The organism is Laspinema sp. D2d, assembly GCF_025370755.1.
Classification (GTDB): domain Bacteria; phylum Cyanobacteriota; class Cyanobacteriia; order Cyanobacteriales; family Laspinemataceae; genus Laspinema.
In genome coordinates, this window is record NZ_JAMXFC010000020.1 from 21,294 (window position 1) to 43,503 (window position 22,210).

Annotated in this window: 15 protein-coding genes; 14 read left to right on the top strand and 1 reads right to left on the bottom strand. The window is 46.2% G+C overall.

The features are described from left to right. Positions 1-4: 4 nt before the first annotated feature. Positions 5-730, bottom strand: coding sequence for a TIGR00266 family protein (locus tag NG796_RS14590; protein WP_317619314.1), 726 nt, complete (start codon positions 728-730; stop codon positions 5-7). A 391-nt stretch (positions 731-1,121) separates the two neighbouring features. Between NG796_RS14590 and NG796_RS14595 the strand changes: the two genes are divergently transcribed. The 14 genes from NG796_RS14595 to cas12k all read left to right on the top strand — a co-directional run bounded on the left by NG796_RS14595 (position 1,122) and on the right by cas12k (position 21,861). After that, positions 1,122-2,879, top strand: a complete 1,758-nt coding sequence (locus NG796_RS14595) for a Mu transposase C-terminal domain-containing protein (RefSeq protein WP_261207570.1) — start codon at positions 1,122-1,124, stop codon at positions 2,877-2,879. Between the two features lie 72 nt (positions 2,880-2,951). After that, on the top strand, positions 2,952-3,791 hold the full coding sequence (locus NG796_RS14600; protein WP_261207571.1) for a TniB family NTP-binding protein: 840 nt from the start codon (positions 2,952-2,954) through the stop codon (positions 3,789-3,791). Then, positions 3,788-4,294, top strand: coding sequence for a TniQ family protein (locus NG796_RS14605; RefSeq protein ID WP_261207572.1), 507 nt, complete (start codon positions 3,788-3,790; stop codon positions 4,292-4,294). The genes NG796_RS14600 and NG796_RS14605 overlap by 4 nt, the downstream gene beginning before the upstream one ends. Positions 4,295-4,413: 119 nt before the next feature. Further along, complete coding sequence (locus NG796_RS14610; RefSeq protein WP_261207573.1) at positions 4,414-4,773, top strand: hypothetical protein; 360 nt, start codon at positions 4,414-4,416, stop codon at positions 4,771-4,773. A gap of 406 nt (positions 4,774-5,179) precedes the next feature. Next, positions 5,180-6,118, top strand: coding sequence for a DUF4007 family protein (locus NG796_RS14615; RefSeq protein WP_261207574.1), 939 nt, complete (start codon positions 5,180-5,182; stop codon positions 6,116-6,118). Continuing rightward, positions 6,111-9,623, top strand: a complete 3,513-nt coding sequence (locus NG796_RS14620; RefSeq protein WP_261207575.1) for a hypothetical protein — start codon at positions 6,111-6,113, stop codon at positions 9,621-9,623. The genes NG796_RS14615 and NG796_RS14620 overlap by 8 nt, the downstream gene beginning before the upstream one ends. Then, positions 9,604-10,407, top strand: a complete 804-nt coding sequence (locus NG796_RS14625; protein WP_261207576.1) for a phosphoadenosine phosphosulfate reductase family protein — start codon at positions 9,604-9,606, stop codon at positions 10,405-10,407. Before NG796_RS14620 ends, NG796_RS14625 begins: the two co-directional genes overlap by 20 nt. Positions 10,408-10,472: 65 nt before the next feature. Then, positions 10,473-12,812 (top strand): DUF262 domain-containing protein, encoded by a 2,340-nt coding sequence (locus tag NG796_RS26475; RefSeq protein WP_261207577.1) that lies wholly within the window; start codon positions 10,473-10,475, stop codon positions 12,810-12,812. 202 nt (positions 12,813-13,014) lie between these two features. Next, the gene (locus NG796_RS14635) at positions 13,015-15,345 is read left to right on the top strand and encodes a DNA sulfur modification protein DndB (RefSeq protein ID WP_261207578.1); all 2,331 of its coding nucleotides are present in this window, start codon (positions 13,015-13,017) and stop codon (positions 15,343-15,345) included. A gap of 457 nt (positions 15,346-15,802) precedes the next feature. Beyond that, complete coding sequence (locus NG796_RS14640) at positions 15,803-16,972, top strand: cysteine desulfurase family protein (protein WP_261207579.1); 1,170 nt, start codon at positions 15,803-15,805, stop codon at positions 16,970-16,972. A 195-nt stretch (positions 16,973-17,167) separates the two neighbouring features. After that, positions 17,168-17,569, top strand: coding sequence for a hypothetical protein (locus NG796_RS14645; protein ID WP_261207580.1), 402 nt, complete (start codon positions 17,168-17,170; stop codon positions 17,567-17,569). 86 nt (positions 17,570-17,655) lie between these two features. Further along, a complete protein-coding gene (locus tag NG796_RS14650) occupies positions 17,656-17,946 on the top strand; it encodes a hypothetical protein (RefSeq protein WP_261207581.1) in 291 nt (96 codons plus the stop codon). Positions 17,947-18,049: 103 nt separating this feature from the next. Continuing rightward, positions 18,050-19,882: a DUF262 domain-containing protein gene (locus NG796_RS14655; protein WP_261207582.1), complete on the top strand. Its 1,833-nt coding sequence runs from the start codon at positions 18,050-18,052 to the stop codon at positions 19,880-19,882. Positions 19,883-19,926: 44 nt separating this feature from the next. Further along, on the top strand, positions 19,927-21,861 hold the full coding sequence (gene cas12k, locus NG796_RS14660; RefSeq protein ID WP_261207583.1) for a type V CRISPR-associated protein Cas12k: 1,935 nt from the start codon (positions 19,927-19,929) through the stop codon (positions 21,859-21,861). Positions 21,862-22,210: the final 349 nt, after the last annotated feature.

The window sequence follows — 22,210 nt, forward strand, 5'->3', positions numbered from 1 at the left end:
GAAATTACCGAAATTGGGGGTTTAAAAATTTGACTAAGCCTTCTACACTTCGCGATTGTAAGTAAATGATTCCTTGCCCTTTTAAGCGGTTGACAAATCCTTCGCCGGATGATACGGAACTCAATAAGCCACCGGACAAGGAAATTCCCATTTTAATGGTCGGTTCGTAGGCGACTAAATGACCATTATCAACGATGAATTCACCGTTAATTCGTTTGGGAGTCAATCCACCATACGCGCCGAAAAATACGCGCCCAGTGCCCGTTAATTTGAGTTTAAACAGTCCCTCCCGGGCGAACCAACTGGCAAATCCTGCCCAACCGAGGGTGATTTTTATGCCAGGGGTATGAGCAATATAAGCCCCGGGTTGCAAGCAGATACTCGACTGGGTGAGTTCAATGCAAGCGATGTCCCCTATACTGGCTTGACTGAGGACGACTTCTAACGGGTGAGGGGTGGGATTACGAAAGATGTTAACGAGTAAACTTTCTCCGCCAAACCATTTTTTTAATAAACCGGAGAAGAACCCGCCAGAAAATTGGGTTTTCATGACAATTCGGCTATCCATCGAGATGGCGGCCCCAGGTTCGGTGGTGATGGATTCACCGGGACTGAGGGTGACAAATAGGGTGGCAAAGGAGGGTTTATAACGAATCTCATATTCCACGGTAAAACTCGGTTGTTTCTCAGGGGGATGGTTATTTACCAGTGTGGCAAGATTTAGGGGCAAGTTTCGATTCCTTAACAAAAAGCAAAATATCTCCGGAAGGGGAGGTTACGAGGGGTTCAGGGTAGCTGTCACGTAACAAATTATTTGTCATCTTAACAAATTAATGTCGTCGAGATTTTATGGTCTTAAATCCTTATGGGATAAGCATTTCAGGAATTTGGCTGTCAATCTACTGACCTAACTTGCTTTAACAAATTAAATGTTATTTTATAAAAATTTAACAAATTACTTGTCGCTTTAGAGGATTTGGATATTTTTTACATTTAACAAATTAGCTGTCGTTTTATCATTAATTTAACAAATTAAGCGTCGTTTTATTGCAGTTAGGCGCTATTTTCTTTGAGCCAAGGATATAATCTTGATTATGTAGTCAACTCCTTGAGTGATGATTATGGGAGAAACTGATTCTGATTCCCTGGATACTACCGTCCAATCTGTAGAGTGCGATGAAAAACTCGCTCGATTTCTAAAAGAGGAAGACATCGACACAGCAGTGAGTCCTATCCTTTACCCTTTGCTGGATGAAGAAGCTAAACTCACGATGGAGGTGCTGGAGAGTCTCCGGGAACCTTGCGATCGCGCCACTTATGGTGAAAAGCTTCGCCAATCCGCTGAAAAGCTGGGCAAATCAGTACGCACGGTTCAGCGTCTGGTGAAAAAGTACGAGGAAAAAGGTCTGGCTGCGATTACCGCAACCGAGCGATCAGATAAAGGGCACTACCGCATTGACCGGGAATGGCAGGAGTTTATCCTCAAAACCTATAAGGAGGGAAACTCTGGCAGCAAGAAAATGACGATCGCCCAGGTGGCGATCCGGGTACAGGCTAGAGCGGACCAACTTGGACTCGATCAGTATCCCAGTCACATGAGTGTCTACCGATTGCTCAATCCAATCTTAGAACGACAACAGCAGAAACAAAAAATTCGCAATACTGGCTGGAAGGGAGGGCGACTGTCCCACAAAACCCGTGATGGAAACCAGCTTGATATTCAACATAGTAACCAAGTCTGGCAGTGCGACCATACCAAATTGGACATCATGTTGGTCGATCGCAATGGTGAAATTTTAGGGCGTCCTTGGCTAACCAAAATTACTGACAGCTACTCGCGCTGCATTATGGGAATTCATTTGGGTTTTGATGCTCCCAGTTCTCAAGTGGTGTCTTTGGCTTTGCGTCATGCCATTTTACCCAAGAAGTACGATTCCCAGTTCACTCTTTCCTGTGAGTGGGGCACCTACGGAGTCCCGGAACATCTATTTACCGATGGCGGTAAGGATTTCAAATCGGAACATTTAAAGCAAATTGCCTTTCAACTGGGCTTCTCTAATCATTTACGCGATCGCCCCTCAGAAGGTGGGATTGAAGAACGAAGTTTCGGCACCCTCAATACTGCCTTTCTCTCTGGATTCTTAGGATACCTGGGTTCAAACGTGCAGCAGCGTCCGGAAACAGCAGAGGCAGAAGCTTGTATGAGTTTGTTAGAACTGCATCGGCTACTGGTCCGCTATATTGTTGATAACTACAATCAACGCATTGACGCTCGCAGTGGCGACCAAACCCGCTTTCAGCGATGGCAAGCAGGACTGGTAAAGCTGCCTGAATTGATTCAGGAGCGGCAATTGGATATCTGTCTGAAGAAACAGACTCGGCGTACTATCTACCGAGGTGGGGGTATCAAGTTTCAGAATCTACTCTACCGGGGAAGTTCATTGGCTGCTTATGCGGGTGAAACCGCGATTGTGCGGTTCGACCCCAGAGATATTACGACGATTTGGGTGTACCACTTACAGAAAGGTAAAGAGGTGTATTTAGCTGCCGCTCACGCGCTGGACTTGGAAATGGAGGAGCTTTCTGAGGAAGAAGCCAAAGCTGCCAGCCGCAAAATTCGCAACACTGCCAAGACAATGAGCAATCAATCTATTTTGGCAGAAGTCCGCGATCGCGATGTCTTTATTAAAGACAAGGAAAAAACCCGAAAAGAGCGTAAGAAGAAAGAGCAGAATCGGGTTCATCCAGTTTATAAAGCCCCGAAAACTCCTGAGCCTGAAGTAGTCGAATCCTCTCCGGAACTGGATGAGCCAAAGCCTCAGCCCAAGCGTCGGCGAATTTTTAATTATGACGAACTTCGTCAGGAATACGAGGAATAGCTTTCTGCTTTTTTGCGCTAGTTAACAGGCTTTCAGTGGTTTCTGAACCGTTAGAATAAAAGGTATTAATTCATGAAAGGTAACGATGATTTACTGCCGTGGGTGCAGAACTTGTGGGGAAAGGAACCAATTCCCGATGAAATGCAGCCTGCGATCAAGCGACTGATTACGCCCCAGATCGTCGAACGGGAACTGATGGCCTTAATCCACGAATGGCTTGATTTTCAGCGGCTTTCCAAGCAACCGGGTCGGATTGTTGCCCCTCCCCGCACGGGGAAGTCTATCAGTTGTGATGTTTATAAGTTACTGAACAAGCCGCATCGTGCTAATGGTCGTCAGCGGGTGATTCCGGTGTTATATCTTCAGGTTCCAGGGAATTGCTCACCAGGAGAATTGCTCACTTTAATTCTGGAACAACTTAATTATGGAGCAAGCACAGGCACAACAACTGCTCTGCGTCAGCGCGTTTTAAGGGTGCTAAAAGAATATAAGGTTGAAATGTTGATTATTGATGAAGCCAATTTTTTAAAGTTAAATACTTTTTCGGAAATTGCCCGAATTTATGACTTGGTGAGGCTTTCGATAATTTTGGTCGGGACGGATGAACTGGATAGTCTAATCAAACGAAATGAGTACGTTCACGATCGCTTTATTGAATGCTATCGTTTCGGAATTTTGTCACGGCAAGAGTTCCGAGACCTTGTACAAGTGTGGGAAGAAGAGATCATTCAGCTTCCCGTTCCCTCAAATCTTACCCAAGAGCAAACCCTGATGAAGCTATACGAAAAAACTGGGGGCAAGATTGGGCTATTAGATCGCGTGATGCGGAAAGCTGGTCTTTTGGCATTGAAGCAAGGAGCGAAAAAAATTGATAAAGAAATTTTAAATGAGGTTTTAGGACGGTTTGAATGATGGTAGAAGATAATGAAAGCCCCTGGTTTTTTGAAGTCACACCCTTTGCTGGAGAAAGTCTTAGCCATTTTCTGGGGCGATTCCGGCGAGAGAACTATTTAACTCCGGCAGGGTTGGGACAGTTAACGGGGTTGGGAGCAAAGATAGGGCGATGGGAGAAGTTTTATCTCAATCCGTTTCCAGCGCCGGAGGAGTGGCAAGCTTTGGCGAGTGTGGTGGGGGTGGAGGTCGATCGCCTGCTGGAGATGCTACCGCCAAAGGGGGTGACGCTGAAACCCAAACCGATTATGCTCTGTGGTGCTTGTTATGGGGAGGCTCCCTATCACCGGATCCAGTGGCAGTTTAAGGAGAATTTCGGGTGCGCTCGCCACCCGTTGCGTTTACTATCGAAATGCACGAACTGCGGTACGCCGTTTCCGATTCCGGCGTTATGGCAGCAGGGAGAGTGCCTGCGCTGTTTTATGCCGTTTGCAACGATGGCGAAGCGTCAGAAGTCTCTTTAGCAGAGCAGTAACAAGTTTTCTCAGTATAATAAGAAAATCATTGACGAATTTTTCTATTTATGCTGGATACATTTAGCCTTGCAACAAAAGCCTCTCAGGTGCGTTTTGGGCTGGCATCTATGTCACTCTTGGTTGCGCTTGCTGCACAGAAGAATCGGATCCTACCGGAACCCGTTAGTAATGCAGCAAAGTTGGGGTTGGAATGGCATTATAAATTTGGCGGCGGTAAAAATATTGGCTTGGCAAAAGCGATCGCCTCCAGAAAAGCGCTCACTCACGAACAGATTGAAGCGATCGCTGATTTTTTTGAAACCTTTGAGCCGGATCGGAAGGATCCGGGTTGGATGAACCATGATAATCCGTCACCGGATTGGATTTTATGGCTGCTCATGGGTGGGGACGTGGCGTGCCTGTGGAGCATGCATTACAGGGACGGCTGTTTGCATCCTAACCCGATGGCCTATAACGAACCATTCTAGATCGCCCGTGGACGGTTAAGCTGGGAGTAAGTTTTTAACGAGTCGATTTGGGGTTGCATCCCATCCATCTCACTCGCCCTTTTCTAGCTACCCAACCATGAGCAAAGAACCTGAATCGAGAACCCGATGCGATCGCATTAACAAGAAGGGACGATTCGATTGCTGATTGAGAATGCGTCTGGTTAATCCTCACCTGTGAACTCTAACTCTTCTAGAGTAGGATGGTAGGCTCTCTATTTCCCGGAGGTTGACTTTTTACTCAAGCGCGGTACTATGGACGATGGACATTACAAGCTCATCCAGTCCCTAAGTTAAAGATGTAACATTTTATTGCTCGGGCCGATCGCCCAGGCACAGACTGGGTAATAATAATCGTTTTGCTTACCAGACGTCACCGGAAACTATCGTGATTCAAACCAGCCTCAACCGTCATATCATCGATCCCCCCCAAAGCGTGAATCCGGTTTTTGCTCGTCATGAAACCTTTCACCCTCGGTTTGGCTGGCTTAAAAAGGGTTTTGATAAAGCCAAGGAAGATTCCGGGGTATTTCTCGCTGAGGATGCGCCAGTGCGTCTCGGGGTGGGGAAAAATATGGTGCGATCAATTCGCTACTGGTGCAAGGTGTTTAAGCTGTTGGCAGAAGATCGCCCCACGGAATTCGGCTACAACCTTTTAGAAGATGACGGATGGGATCCGTTTTTGGAGGATCCGGCATCCTTGTGGTTGCTGCACTGGAATTTGCTCAAACCCCCCTGCGACGCGGCGGCATGGCATTACACTTTTAATCAGTTTCGGCGGGTGGAATTTTCCCAAAATGATTTGTTCTTGGCAGTGTCCGACTATGGACAAACCCTGAAAAAGAATATTGCCGAATCTTCAATTAATAAAGATGTTAGCTGCATTCTTCGGATGTATGTGAAACAGCGATCGCAGACGAAAGTCAGTGAAGATTCCATCGACTGTCCCTTTACTGAATTGGGATTGATTCATACTGCTGGGGACTCCAAATATTACACCTTTCGAGTGAATCAGAAGCGGAATTTACCCTCAGAAATTGTTGTTGCCGCTTGCTTGGAATATGCAGATTGGGTGGGACATGGACAGCGGACGATCGCCCTATCTCGGCTGCTTTATGATAGCGGTAGCCCCGGTATGGTATTTAAGTTGCCCGAAAGTGCCGTTTGTGATGCGATCGAACGAGTAGCGCGTCAGTGGAAGGCAGTCGCTTTATCTGAATCCGCCGGATTAATTCAATTTTCTTTTAACGAAAATCCAGAAGTCTTGGCAAAGGATATTATAGAACGGTACTACAATTTAAGACGAGGCGGAAACAACCATGACTAAATTCTTATCTAACTATTTTAGCCTCAATCGTCGGTATTCTCGTTCTATTAATATCGAGCGAGATTTGGAGCGTTCCGAAGCCTTAGCCGGATATATTATGACCGAGCGATCGCTAGATGCGCTTCACAGAATTTTAACCGGATTTGCCAACCCCGAAACCAACCGCGCTTGGACATTAACCGGCGTTTATGGCACCGGAAAATCTTCATTCGCTCAATTTCTCATTTCAGCTTGTGCAAACCAAGACAATCTCATGCGTCAGCAGGCATTAGCCCTTCTGAAATCAACCCTGGAATCCGACAGTCAGGAGTATGTGGCACTGAGTGAAATGATTCCGGAGCAAGGGTTTTTTAGAGCCGTGGTAACTGCGCAACGAGAACCATTAAGTCATACCATCGTGCGGGCGCTGCATCGCGGTGCAGAAGTGTTTTGGCACGATACGGCTCAGTCTAAAAAATCAAAAATTGCTCGGGAATTGGTCGATTTAAAAGCTGAAATTGATGCCGGAAAAACCATAAAAAGCCGAGCAATTCCTAGGTTAGTGCAAGAGGTGGCACAAGTAGCCAAAACTCCGGTATTGCTGGTTGTGGATGAGTTAGGGAAAAATTTAGAATTTGTTGCTCAGAATCAGGGTCAAGAAGATTTATATCTGTTGCAACAATTGGCAGAATTGCCCAGAGAGAGTAATTCTCAAGTTTATTTAATTGGGTTACTGCATCAATCTTTTGCTGACTATGGTGAGCGCTTATCATCGGTGCAGCGCAATGAATGGGCGAAAATTCAGGGCAGATTTGAAGATATTCCCTTTAAAGATTCGGCCCCGCAAATGATGCGGTTAATGGGGAAAGCGATAGAGCGCTCTGGGGCGGAAAAATTTGCCTGCGCGATCGCCAATCAAGCCGAAGAATGGTTTGACTTGCTCCCGAAAGAACTCACCGCAGATATTTCGCCGGAGGTGGTGAATTCGACCTATCCCTTGCATCCCGTAGCGGCCCTGGTTTTGCCGGAATTATGTACGCAATACGCCCAAAACGATCGCTCCTTATTTACATTCCTCACCAGTGCCGAACCCTATTCGTTTAATCGATATTTAGAAGAGACGCAGGTGGAGGGGATGGAACTGCCCACCCTGAAACTTGATCGCGTCTATGATTATTTTATCGAAGCCGTGGGAATGGGAATTACTTCGAGACCCAAACTGCAACGATGGATAGAAGTACAGGGTTTAATTAATGATGTGGCAAAAACCCTGGATGCTGATAGTTTGCGCGTTCTCAAAACCATCGGCACTTTAAACATTGTAACAACAACCGGCGCACTCAAAGCGACTCGTTCTCTGGTCAGTTTAGCCTTATCGAACAGCTTTGAAGAGGCGGAAAATTGGCAACGGGCGATCGATAACTTGCTGCAAAAAGGGATTGTCACTTATCGGCGGCAAGTCGATGAATTGCGGATTTGGGAAGGGTCTGATTTTAATGTAGATAGCGCCGTCGCAGATTATCTAGCAAAACAGCGATCGCCCCTGGTGGAGTTGCTCTCGGAAATCCGTCCGATGGAACCCTTGGTCGCGCAGCGGCATAGTTATCTCACCGGGACCTTGCGCTATTTTGAACGCCGCTATCTCGATGAATCCACAAATCTCTCAAAACTGTCTTGTTTGAACGAGGATGCTGATGGATTAATTGCCGATTGGTTGGGGGAAGAATTGCCTCAGCGAATCCCCACTATGACCACCGATGGCAAACCCTTAATTGTGCTATGTGCGTCCAAATTAGAAACATTGCGAATACAGGCGCGAGAATTTGCAGCACTTGAACACATTCAACTCCATGCCTCGGAATTGCAAACCGATGGCGTAGCGCGGCGAGAAGTGCGCTATCGCTTAGTTCAGGCAGAGGAATTGTTAGATGAAAGCCTCAGTCAAGCGTTTGATGTATCAGAAAATCGCAACCTCTGTTGGATTCAGGGAAAACAAGAAACCCTCACTCACGTTACCGATATCAGTGCTCGACTCTCGGATCTGTGTGACGATGTGTATCTGAAAACGCCGATTCTCTGGAACGAACTGATCAATCGTCGCGATCTGACCTCCCAAGGTGCGAAAGCCCGAATGGAACTGATTGAGGCGATGTTACAAAAGGCTGACCAAGAAAAATTGGGCTTTGAGGGATATGGCCCAGAAGTCTCAATGTATCATTCCCTATTGGGTGAACCGACGATTCATAGGTGGGAAGCTCAGGAGGAAGAATGGGGGTTTTTCCCGCCGCCACAGTATTCTGATTTATGGAGTATTTGGGAGGCGATCGAGGAGTTTTGCCTGGAAGCGAAAGAACAACAGCAGACATTAGACTTGCTTTACCAACGTTTGCAAGCACCTCCTTATGGCATGAAACAAGGTGCGATTCCGGTGTTGTTGGCAGCGGTGCTGCTTTACCATGTGGATGATGTCGGGGTGTATCAAGATGGCACCTTTATTCCCATATTAGGATTGGAGCATTTTGAGCTACTGGTGAGATATCCCGAACGCTTTGCGGTGAAATACTTTGAAGTCGTCGGACTGCGATCGCAAGTCTTTAAAGAACTGGAAGCAATTTGGGGAAAACGCAAACCCTTAAACAAATCTGGGGTTCGTAACGCGACCCTGCTCACCGTCGTCAAACCGTTATTTCAATTTGCCAAAGCATTACCCGCCTATACCACTCAAACCCAGCGCCTCAGTGGTGAAGCGTTAAGGGTTCTGCAAGCGTTAAAACGGGAACAGGAACCGGATGAACTGGTGTTTACATCGTTACCCCAAGCCTGTGGGTTGGCTGCAATTACCAGCGAAGAGGGGGAGGATGCCAATATTGCCAAAACCCTCCGCATCAAGCTGGGGGAAGCGCTGCGAGAGATTCAGACTGCCTACGATCGCTTGCTCAACGACTGTCAGACGCGCTTATACGAAGCGTTTGGCATCAGGAGTCCCGAAACCAAACTGCGGGAAGACTTGCGAGTCCGTGCCAGTTATATTGGCGGTCAATCTCTGGAACGTCGCCTAACCAGTTTTGCTCAGGCGGCAGCAGATGAGAGTAAAAGCGATCGCCAGTGGTTAGAAGCACTGGTGATGATAGTCGCCGATAAACCGGGCGAATCCTGGACCGATGAAGATGCCACCGGGTTCGAGATTAAACTCAGCGACATCGCACGACGGTTCAAGAACTTGGAAGCCTTGCAGAAAGAAGTGGCTGCCAAAGGAGAGGGATTTGATGCGCGACGGATTACCGTCACCCGTCCCGACGGCGAAGAAACCCACCGCATGGTTTGGGTTGAGCGTGAATCCGAAGGTAAAATCGAAGCCTTAGTTGAAGAAATATTGCAAAACTCGATTTTGCGAGATAATCCTCAACTCCAGCAAGCCTTTGTTGCTAAACTAACCGAAAGAGTCTTGGGAGCAACATCCCTGGAGAATATTGCTCAAATGCAGAAAACCCGTCACAATCGGAACAATGAGCAACAAACCCGTTAGACATATCCTCGGTTTATCCGGCGGCAAGGACAGCACGGCCCTTGCCATACTCCTGCACAAACAGGTACCGCAGATGGAATACTTCTTCTGCGACACCCATAAGGAGTTGCCGGAGACTTACGAGTACCTCGATCGCATCAAAGCTCGCTTAGGGATTAAAATCCACTATCTGAGCCCCAAACGAGGATTTGACCATTGGCTCGACATTCATGGCGGGTTACTCCCATCACCCAAAAAGCGCTGGTGTACGGTGATGATGAAAATCAAGCCCCTAGAGGAATTTGTCGGGGACGATGAGGCAATCAGCTACATCGGGATCCGCGCCGACGAAAACCGCGATGGTTACATCTCCACCAAACCCAATCTAAAACCCGTTTATCCCTTTAAGGAGAAGGGTCTCGTTAAAGCAGATATCCTACGTTTGCTAGAAGACAGCGGCATCGGACTCCCCGACTATTATCGGTGGCGCAGTCGTTCAGGTTGCTTTTTTTGCTTCTTTCAACGAAAATATGAATGGGTCAAGCTGGCGGAAGAACATCCGGATCTGTTTGCTCAGGCGGTTGACTACGAGCAGAATCATAGTGACGGCAGACATTACACTTGGACTGAGGGGGAGACTTTATTAGAACTACTCGACCGCCAGGAGGAAATTATTGCCAACCATGAGAAAGCAATGGCCAAGGAAACAACAAAATCAGTCTCCAATCGACCTTTAGCTGATGTCCTATCTTCAGTCTTAGATGATGAAGATGAGGATTTACCATGTTTGGCGTGTCATTTGTAAGGGACGTGGAAGCGGCAAATGAGCAGTAAGATGTAACAGTTTAAAATTTTAGTGAGGAGAAAAAAGTGATTGATGATATATCCAAGTCTTTTTTAAATACTAGCGAAACTGTATCAGATTTCTTTCAGCGTCCGGGTATTAGTTTCTACATTCCTTTATACCAACGCGAATATAGTTGGGATGAGGAAAATATAGATCAACTGATGGAAGATATATCGCAAGGGGTTGATTCTATTCTCACTGAAGGCCAAACTCTCCGCTTCTTAGGAACCATTATTTTAGTCACCCAAAAAAATTCGGATCTTACTCTTTATTCACAAGATAAAAAAGCGCGACCTACACGTATTGATACGGTAATTGATGGTCAACAAAGAATTTCAACTCTGGCATTATTAGCTTGTTTACTTTACCAAAAACTAGAAGAAAAGAAGAACCAGTTGCCCGAAAATATAAAAGAACTAGGTATGGAAGAGGCTATTGATTACTATTTAGAAATTCTTCAAGAAATATTTTCGGTTAAGCTAGGAAGGGGTTTCCCTGATCGGAAGCCAATTATCATTAGGGAATCCGATGATAGTTGGACATTGAATGGAGAAGATGATCTAAACTATAAATCTGATGTTGCTTCGTTTTTGGCATCTTTTATTCGAGTTATAGAAAAAAATAAAACAGAAGAAGAAAAATTGGATTTTCCCAAACCTCGAAAAAATACTTTGGTTGGAACTAATCTTACCCGAATGAAATCCCTACTACTAAAAAATGTTGAAAAAGCATACGAGTTAGACAACTCGGATTTTCCACCTGCATGGAAAATTTTAGAAAAAATGTCGGAGAATGACTTATGGATCTACGAAAGACCCGAGTTGGCATCTATCGTAAAAGATCATCAAGCAGATCGGATGTCAAAGGAGGTAAGGCTGGTATGCTCTCTCGTTCAGCTTTTTGCATTTTGCTCTTATCTGCTGCAACGTTGTTGTTTTACAGTGATTGAACCAGCATCAGAAACTTGGGCCTTTGATATGTTTCAATCACTCAATGCCACAGGCACACCGCTGACTGCAATTGAGACATTTAAGCCGCTCGTCGTAAATCATGTTAATTCAAATGGCACAACATTATTTAAAGATTCAAGATCTGAAAAATATTTTGCGAAAGTGGATAAACTATTTAGTCGATTACGGACTGCGGCCAGTAAAAATAAGCGAACTAACGAGTATTTAACACTATTTGGTACGACTTATGATGGTGATAATAAACCATCCAGACAGTTCAGCAAGCAAAGGAAGTGGTTGATAGAAAAATACGAACAATGTATTTTACCAGAAAAAAAAGAAGAGTTTATCCGTCGTATGGCTGATGTGGCAACATATTGGGGAGAAATTATAAAACCGCAGCAAATACCAGATTTCCCCAAAATAGAGACAGTGGAAGGAGCAGAGAGAAAACTAGCAACACTTTGCGTGATATACCTTCAAGACGCTGGACACAAAATGGCCCACTCAATCCTCAGTCGCTTCTATGCTATGGCGATCCGTGAAAAAGAAAATGGAGAGCAAGAATTTGTTTCTGCTTGTAAAGCAGTTGCAGCCTTTTTCACTCTATGGAGAGCGGCATTACCGAATACAGGTCTTGATGATGTTTATAGAAAATTGCTACGCGATCAGATGTCATGGGAACAGGGCGATGCTAAACTATCAGTCGAAGCGCTCAATATGTACTTTCTAGAAGTCCTCACACAGAAAGGAATCGGGACACAAGACGAGTGGAAAAACAAAGCTACACAGTATTTAAGATATGACAATGTAAAAACTGTTTGCAAGTTTGCCCTATTTGTCACGGCACATGATACTATTCCAGATCAACATAATCTAGGTCTGATGAAAAAAGGTAGAAAAAATTCATGCTCCTTATTAGATCCTGATCAATGGGTTTCTACTGATTTCAAAACGATTGAACACGTAGCTCCTCAAAACCCAGATGAACCTACAAACTGGGACAAACATCTGTACGAAAGTGATAATTGGCATAGAATCGGTAACTTGATATTACTGCCCACAGAAATAAATAGCTCTGCTGGGAATAAAGGGTGGATTGAGAAATGGATTTACTATCAACACTTAGCCGAAAAAGATCCGGATAAGTTAGCGAGTTTGAACGAGGAAGCTAAAAATAATGGGGTAAACTTAAACCCCTCTACTCTTGATTTGTTGAAAAACACGTCCTATAGCCATCATGTCACGCCTCTTGTAGAACTAGGAGCAAAAGGCCTATGGGATAAATCTTTGGTAGATCGAAGAACTGAGCGTATATGTGATATTTTGTGGGAACGTATGCATGAATGGCTAGAGCAAGCAACACCCACACCAAAAGTGACAAAAAAGAGAGTTACAAAAGAGAGAGAGTAAATAAATAGCTCTACTTATTTAATGATAGTTCCTTTCTTAGCAAAGGCTTACACATATTTTTTGATCGAGCAGTTCAATTGACTAGGGACAATTTCAACTATTGGTTCGGGTACAGACGATACCGAATCAAATCCAGCTCCTAGACGCGCTCTAGAGAAGCTGATTTAACTTATTGTAAATCCAATTGGTGGGAAACGCTGATATGTCATTTAGCTTTGGAGTTCAAAAAGAGCCAATTTACGGAACCTACGGGGAGTTTAGTATCGGTTCAGACGATAACCGAGTCCGCGCTCAATTTTTGTTAACAAAAATGAAACCAGGATCCGAAGGGATTTGGGAAAACTCTCTCGCTTCTCAGATGGTTCCTTGGCGGGAAGTTTTTAATATAGAAGAATTAACGTTTGATGAACTTCTCCAAAGGGATTTAGATGATTCTCGCGTTGCTCACGATCTAATACCTTATTTACTAGGAGAATCGGGGGCATTTGCCCGATTTTTTCCTCCAATTCTTGCAGTATTAGTCCCTAAAAAATCAGAAAAAACGGGAATCCAGTCTTACTACCCCGCACCGCGCCAAGTCAGTGAACTGTCAATCAGCTTTGGTGACTTATTTGATTTTGAAAAAGCTCAAATTGAAGGCTCCATTACTCCCCTAGGAGTCATCAAATATAACCGACAAAAAACTGCCTTCATTATCGTTGATGGTCAACACCGAGCAATGGCTGTATTAGCCTTACATAGACAAATCAACGATAGCTGGTCTGGGAATCCCTTTGCGGGATTTTACAATCACCTCCACCTCACGGAAAGTCAAATCAAAAATATCGAATTACCCATTTGCATTGTTTTTTTTCCCGATTTAAACGACAACAATGAACAATTTAAGCAGAAGGGAATCAGCTTGCCAGCAGTATGCCGAGAAATATTTTTAGTCGTAAATAAGAACGCCAAACCAGTCAGTCAATCCCGAGAACTTTTACTGGACGATGAAGACTTTGCAGCTAGGATGATGCGTGAAACCCTTTCCAAATTGAAAGGTCGGGGTGAGTCAGAGGCTTCAATCGCTCATATTTATTCCTTTGCTTTTGGAGATTCAGTTTCTGAAGCTCAACACCGCAAGACTGAAGTGGTAGCGGGTCAACTTGAATACACCTCTGCAGTAGCTTTGCACAAAATGCACGCAGCCGTTGCCTTTGGTGTACCCGCAGCTTTCCAGCTTGACTCCAAACAAGATATAACCGATGGCAGAAGAATCCAAAACTCAGAGCGTCCAGCGACAATTTTGGTAGGAACGGAACTACAGAAGTGGCCTACACTTTCCCGCCGTTCTGGTAGATATCATCCCCCGGAGGAAGTAGAACAAGCGGTCAAGCTATTGGGGGAAGTTTCGGATACTGTGATGCTTCCACTCTTTGATCGGTTTCGTCCGTTTGCCGTACACAACTTTGAAATGAGATCCTTACGCACTCGGTTACTGGATCCAAGTTTGAGAGCGGATCCGATTCAGTGCAAGTGTTATAGTCTGCTGTTTGAAGGGAGTGGAGTCCGAAGTGTTTTTGAAGAACATATTAAGCGGCTTCGCGAGCGGGAAGACCAACTCCAAGACGAAGGTCGATCAATTGGAGATTATGTAAAGAACCAGCTACAAGATGCTAAAACAACTGCTTCAGCACTCAATCGGTACGAAAATGATATAAAAAGCCGAACAGCCGCAAGGTTCTTTAGTATCGATCATGAGAGATTTTTCTCTGCTGAAGGCAATGAAGCCGAACGAAAAGAGTTGCTCAATCGAGCCAAGCCAATTTTTGATACAGTTTCTACACAAGCTTTCCAACTCGGATACTTGATGGCGGTTCATTCAGTCGTAGAATTGATGCTAGATAATGGTACACCCTACGATCGGCGTCTTCATGTCATTGAATTTGTTTCTAATCTGTACCTCAACGCAATGAACACCTACTTTTCATCTGGAACAGAGGTGGAGCATCGTACTCTAAAAGGTTTGGTGAATGAACCCAGAGCAAAAGTCTTCGCTCCCAATGAACTAGGTTTGCGCGGCCTTTTAGCTCAAAGTGTGAAAGAACTTAATGAAAGTCAATGGAGCTTCTTTCGCTATGCCATTTTAGAGATGGTTCACTGCAAACACGCTTATGAGACGCTTTTACATGGATTAAACACAGCTACCGATGTTTCCCTTGCTGAAGCATACAGAAGAAATTTGCCTTACTCGGTCTATGCCATGATTCAAATGCGGAACCAATACATAGAGGCGGCAGTCAATTCATCGCTGAATTCTACAGAATTTAAACAGGAGATTCAGCTTTTGCGAGCTCGCTGCCAGGGTGAAGGTAAATTTCAAGAAGAAATAGGGAATCTGATTAATCAAACAGAATCCGAAAGAACCGAAGAAGTAAAAGACAAGTGCAAAAAACATATTAAAGCCAGTTTGGGGGAATTTGCGAAAGAGGATAAGATTACTAACCGTCTACTAGCGAATCCTCCGGGGAGTGATACTCTAGACACAACGGAATAAATGTCCGATAAAGTGGTGTAGAGTAGGTTTGGGTTTGACGCTTTACTAATCCACCACAACTCCGGTAACTTTACGATTTTATTGGAGTTTCGCCCCTGCCTAGAATTACCCTTGAAGTCCCGGACGAACTTTTGGGAAAACTGAGATAACTAAAGTCACAGATAAAATTTCCTAAAAGTTAAAAAAAATTGGCGATCGGCTGCCCGAACTTCTGGCCCAATTTCTCCAACAACCGACACTCCCGGTCCATATTTATCGCTATCTCCTCAATTTTATCACCAGCGCACCCACTCCCGAAGAAATTGCCGACTTTAACCCCACAATCGAACATCTAATTATTATGCGGAAATCTGGCAATTTTCATGATTTACCCCAGGTAAATGAATCACAACTAAATCAGCGCATCACTTCCCGATTTGATTGTGCAATAGTTAAGACTTGATTTAATGGATATCCGATGACTGATTTCTATCCCATCTATCTCGACTACCATGCCACGACTCCAGTTGATTCCAGAGTGGCAGAGAAAATGCTGCATTACATGACGACAGAATTCGGTAATGCCAGCAGTATCGACCATAGTTATGGCGATCGCGCTGAAAAAGCGGTTTCTCAAGCAGCGAGTCAGGTGGCAGAATTAATCGGCGCATCTCGCAAAGAAATCGTTTTCACCTCCGGCGCAACGGAAAGCATTAATCTGGCGGTTCAAGGGACCATTTTCGCGCATACCCCCGCTACAGGTAAACCACGAATTGCCGTTTCTCCCGTAGAACATAAGGCAGTATTAGATACTTGCAATGCCTTGGCAAAAAAAGGTCTGGCCGAAATCGTTTACCTGCGGATAGACTCCCAAGGGAGACTGGATTTAGATGAGTTGGAAAAAGTCTGTACCACTGGGGTCGCTTTGCTCTGCGTTATGGCAGCCAATAACGAAATTGGCACGATTTATCCCGTTGAAGCTATTGGCAATCTGGCTAAAACTTATCATATTCCCTTTCTTTGTGATGCTTCTCAAGCCGTAGGAAAGATTCCCATCAAGTTTCAGGAATGGGGAATAACTTACCTAACGATTTCGGCCCATAAATTGTATGGTCCGAAAGGAGTCGGCGCGTTAGTGATGCCCCTAGGCTATCGTCTGGAACCGATTCTATTTGGCGGCGGACATCAACAGGGAATTCGTTCGGGGACGTTGAATGTTCCGGGAATTGTGGGGTTAGGTGAAGCCTGTCGGTTGCGGCAATTAGAAATGGCGGAAGATGAGCGGAAAATTGCAGCATTGCGGGATAAGTTGCAAGGGTTACTGCTTAAAGAAATTCCCGGGTTAGTGATTAATGGGGATATGAGCGATCGCCTATCGGGAAATTTGCATATTTCGGTTCCGGATATTCCGAACAGTGCGGTCATTTCTCGGGTGCGCGATCGCCTCGCCATCTCGACTGGTGCCGCTTGCTCCTCCGGCGTAGAAACACCCTCTCACGTTTTGCAAGGGTTAGGGTTATCTTCCCAGGTCATTGATGGCGCATTGCGAATTGGGATCGGTAAATTTACTACGGAGTCAGATATTGATCGCGCGGCTGAAATTCTGGGGAGTGCAGTAGGTGCTATTCGTGCTGTGATGGAATTTTAGAATGTTAAAAGCGAGTTCTAACTGAGAAGAATAAAAACGACAGGTTTCCAGTTAGACAGGGGTTATCTTTCTTTTCAAAGCGTCTTTTAAATCGATCGTAGGGCAACTGTAAGAACTTTCAACAGCGAATTCTTATCTCCATAACACCCCTACCTTTCCTCGTGGTGTTACTTAAGAGGGTGAAAGACTGAAGGGGTGATAAGCCCCACCCCAGGAAAGAAAGATCGCACCGTCACTCCCAAACAGCGAGTCAACACAACTCGTAAACTCCGAGCAAACCCACCCCCGATGACCCTCCGACCCATAGACAGCAACCGCCAGAGTCCGCAAGATAGAATTGATGCGCTCAGAGACCTGCCTTTGGAACCCCTGGAATACTGTCAAAAATGGGTTGAACTGTCCCCGGAGGAACGGGGATACCGGAAAGCCTGCGTGGAAGCCTTAGCGGAAGCAACAGGCTTGAGTCCGCGCACTATCGAGAATTGGGGCAAAAGTTTCGAGAAGCGCCCCGACCACATCACCCACAGTCTGCGGATGGCGGATACCCTCAACCAAATCCGCAAATTGGTCTTACCTACCGACTTACTGCAAAAATAATTTACTCGTGTTTTACGAGTAAACTTCTGGTATTGGCCGTCAAAATTGCTTAATTTGGATTCGGCCAACATTAGAAGGGATTTGCATTGGCTCCCCATCGCATTGACATTCTGCGTCAACTGCCCCTGGAACCGATGGAGTATTGCCGTCGCTGGGTACCCGACGACCCGAATCGCAACCATCGCAAAGCCTGCATCCATGCGATCGCAGCCGCCACCGGACTCAGCCCCAACACCATCAAGGATTGGGGCCATGATTTCTGCCGTCGCCCTCGCTACGTCCTCCATCTCCTGCGTCAAGCGGACCTCATCAACCAAATCCGAAAACTCGCCGCTGAGGGGGCGATCGAGCTTCCTCCAGACTTCCTTGAAGAGTAACTGGTCGCGAATCGCGACCAACTGCCCTCAAAACCCCTTGTTGTCACCAGAGGCTGACTCCTACGCTGAGAGAGAACCGCAATACTTTCAGCAATACGCTCCAATGAATTCGATTTCTACCTTTGACATTGCCAAATATCCCCTGCTGGATCTGCTCAAGGACATCAAAAACGGATGCATCCAACTCCCCGACTTTCAGCGAGATTGGATGTGGGACGATCGCCCGGTGTGCCGTTTAATTGCCAGCGTCTCCCTGGGATACCCGATTGGCGCAGTGATGATGCTGCAACAGGGAAACTATCCCCTGCAATTCAAACCCCGCCTCGTGGATGGCGTCACCTTACCGGAACCCAACCCGCCCAAATTGCTGATTCTGGATGGACAACAGCGCCTTACCACCTTATTCATGGCCCTGCTATCCGGCGAACCCGTCACCGTCAAAGAACCGAAAAGCCAGAAAGGCCACCGAAAATGGTACTACCTGGATATCTTGAAATGCCTAAGCCCCAATCTCGATCGCCGCAGTGCGATTATCGCCTTACCCCAATGCAAGCGATCGGCTCATACCTGTCTCGACTGCACTACCCCAGAAAAAGAATATCAATCCTTGCTGTTCCCCCTCTCGGAACTGTTCTCCTTTTCCGACTGGCGTAGCAGATACTCGAAATTTTGGCACTACGACCCCGCCAAACTCGAACTGATTGACGCTTTAGAACAGGAAGTCATCAAAAAATTCGAGCATTATCAAATCCCCGTCATCCAGCTACGGGACTCCCTCCCCAAAGAAGCCGTTTGCCAAGTCTTTGAAGACACCAACACTGCCGGATGCGACCTGAACTACTTTGATTTAATGAGTTCGAGCTATTGCGCGGGTGACTTCAGCCTCAGAGATGATTGGAAATTGCGCGAGTCTCGCCTAAAAACTTTCAAAGTCTTAGCCAAACTGCGAAATACCGATTTTGTGCAAGCCGTGACCCTCGTCTCCAGCTATACCCGTCGCGCTCGCGCCTTGAGCAACGGCTGGAGTGGAGATATCTTACCTGCGGTTTCTTGCAGTCGCGCCGAAGTCCTCAAACTCTCCAAAGAAGACTATCAAACCTGGGCCGATCTCGTGACCCGAGGCTTTGAGGAAGCTGCAAGGTTCCTGTATGGACTGAAACTGTTTGATGCCAGCGATATCGCCTATCCCATTCAATTAGTCGCCTTAGCTGCCATTTTCAGCGTCTTGGGAGAGCAATCGCGCAATGAACGAGTGCGATCGCAGTTAGAGCAGTGGTTTTGGTCGGGATTATTTGGGGAAATGTACACCCGATGGAGCGAAGGACGAGTCTCTTACGACATTTTGGAAGTTCCCTTATGGATTTCCAATGGCCCTGTCCCTTCCACCATCGTCAATGCCAGTTTTTCAGCCGAGAAACTGCGACGGGTACGCAAGCGGTTTGGGGCGGTCTATCAAGGGTTAACTGCTTTATTGCGACGCCAGGGAGCGATTGATTTGCATACCGGAGAGGCGATCAATGACGTGATTTACTTCGAGGAACAGATTAACTCTCACCACATTTTCCCGGTGTCCTGGTGTCGCAAACAAGGCATTGACGCTAAAGACTATAACTGCTTGCTCAACCGCACCCCCCTCTCCGCCACGACCAACAAAAAAATCAGCGCCAAACCGCCTTCGGTTTATCTGAGGGAATTTGAGGAATCCGGTATTGCCCCTTGGACACTGGATCGAATGCTGCACTCTCATGCGATCGAGCCCAAGTTCCTGTATCAAGACGACTTTGAAGGCTTCATGGCAGCCCGAACCCAAGCATTATTAGAGCTAATTGGCAAAGCAATGGGACGCAACCTCCTCCGAGAATATCTCGAACAATTGGAGGAAAATAACTTCCATCACAACAATGGTAAAAGCAACGGAATCTACTCGATAAAATAGAGGGAAGTGGTTTCCCGCTCTGTAAGCTGTCTGGGGTCATCTGTATGAGCGTAATTACGATTCAATGTCGCCTGGTTGCCAAAGAATCCAGCCTCCGCTATCTGTGGGAACTGATGGCGCAGAAAAATACACCTTTGGTGAATGAACTTCTGCAAGCAATTGTCCAACATTCCGACTTTGAAAGCTGGCTGCAAAAGGGAAGTATCCCGCAAGCCACTATCAAAGCCCTATGCGACTCACTCAAAAATGGCCCTCGTTTCAGCGGACAACCGGGACGCTTCTACACTTCAGCAATTTCCTTAGTCAGCTATAACTATAAATCCTGGTTCGCACTGCAAAAGCGGCGACAGCAAAAAATTGAGGGTAAAGAACGCTGGTTGAACCTGCTGAAAAGCGATCGGGAACTGGAAGAAGAATGCGATCGCACCTTAGAGGAGATTCGAGCCAAAGCCACGCAAATTTTAACTCAGTTTCAACCCCAGACAGAAAACGCCGAAAACGCCGAAACCCCGCCCGGGGAGGCAACCCAGAAAAAGAAGGGAAAGAAGTCTAAATCGACTCCATCCAAGGCTAAAGCGGCTTCCTTGTTTAACACTTTATTTAATGCTTATGCCCAAACCAAAGACCCTTTAGAGCGATGCGCTCTTGCCTATCTACTCAAAAATAATGGGGAAGTCAGCCTTGTGGAAGAAGATCCAGAAGCCTATCAACAGCGACGACGAAAAAAAGAAATTGAAATCGAACGCCTCAAACAACAACTGAAAAGCCGACATCCCAAAGGCCGAGATTTGACGGGAGAAAAGTGGCTGGAAACCTTAGAAAACTCCCAAAGCAAACAACCGGAAAGCGAAGCCGAAGCCGCTACATGGCAAGCAAACCTTTTAAGGAACTCTTCCCCTGTGCCGTTTCCCATCAGTTACGAAACCAACGAGGATATGACTTGGTTTAAAAATGAAGCGGGTCGCATTTGCGTTTTCTTTAACGGATTAAGCGAGCATCATTTTGAGGTGTGGTGCGATAACCGCCAACTCCATTGGTTTGAGCGCTTCTTCCAAGACCAACAAATCAAACGCCAGAGCAAAAATCAGCACTCCAGTAGCTTATTTACATTACGAAGCGGACGAATTGGATGGCAGGAATGTACGGGAGAGGGTGAAGCCTGGAACGTCCATCACTTAAAGTTGTACTGTAGCCTTGATACCCGACTCTGGACAGCAGAAGGAACCGAACAAGTTGCCCAGGAAAAAGCTGCTGAAGTTAGCAACATTTTGACCAAAACGAAAGAAAAGGACGACCTGAATGAACAACAACTGGCATTCATCAAACGAAGAGAAACGATGCTTGCCCGAATTAATACCCCCTTCCCGCGTCCCAGCAAACCTTTATATCAAGGTCAAAGCGCGATCATCGTGGGGGTCAGTTTAGGCTTAGAGAAACCCGCCACGGTTGCCGTTATTGATGTTCCAGGCGATCGCCTATTAACCTATCGCAACATCAAACAACTGCTGGGGGACCATTACCCCTTGCTTAACCGCCGCCGACAGCAACAGCGATCGCTTTCTCAGAAACGGCAGAAAGCCCAAAAACAGGGGGCAGCAAACGAGTTTGGAGACTCAGAGTTAGGGCAGTATATTGATCGCCTGGTGGCAAAAGAGATTGTGGCGATCGCTCGTACCTACCAAGCAGGGAGCATCGCCCTGCCTAAACTAACAGATATCCGGGAAATCCTCCACAGCGAAATGCAAACTCGGGTGGAAAAAAAGATACCCGGTTATAAAGAAGTCCAGGATAAATATGCCAAACAATACCGGGTGAATGTCCACCGCTGGAGTTATGGCCGCTTAATGGATGCGATCGCCGCTCAAGCGGCAAAAGTTGGCATTGTCATAGAGGTGGGGAAACAACCTTCTGACGGCAGTCCCCAGGACAAAGCTAGAGAGTTGGCGATCGCCGCTTACTGCGATCGGTCAGTAAAGTAAGCCGAGCAAAATTCGTACCTTGATAATATAATAAATAAACAACAGCGCCGCAGTTCATGCTCTTTGAGCCGCTGTACTGCGAAAATATGGGTTCGTTTGGCTGTAGAGATACAGTCTTACTTTCTGACCCTAGTAGCTGCCCGTTCGGGATGCTGCCACTTGCGATCGGATCTCATCGCCAGTGGGAAAGTTCGGTTTATAAAGCCATCTTGCTATAGATCCTTTATACCCCGACAGGTGCGCTCCCAGCAATACCGAATTAGGCCCAGGGAAGAGATGCACAACCCAAAGCCTTAATCTTGGACTTCCAGGATGCGGATTACCGCAGTGGTGGCTACACAATCACCCC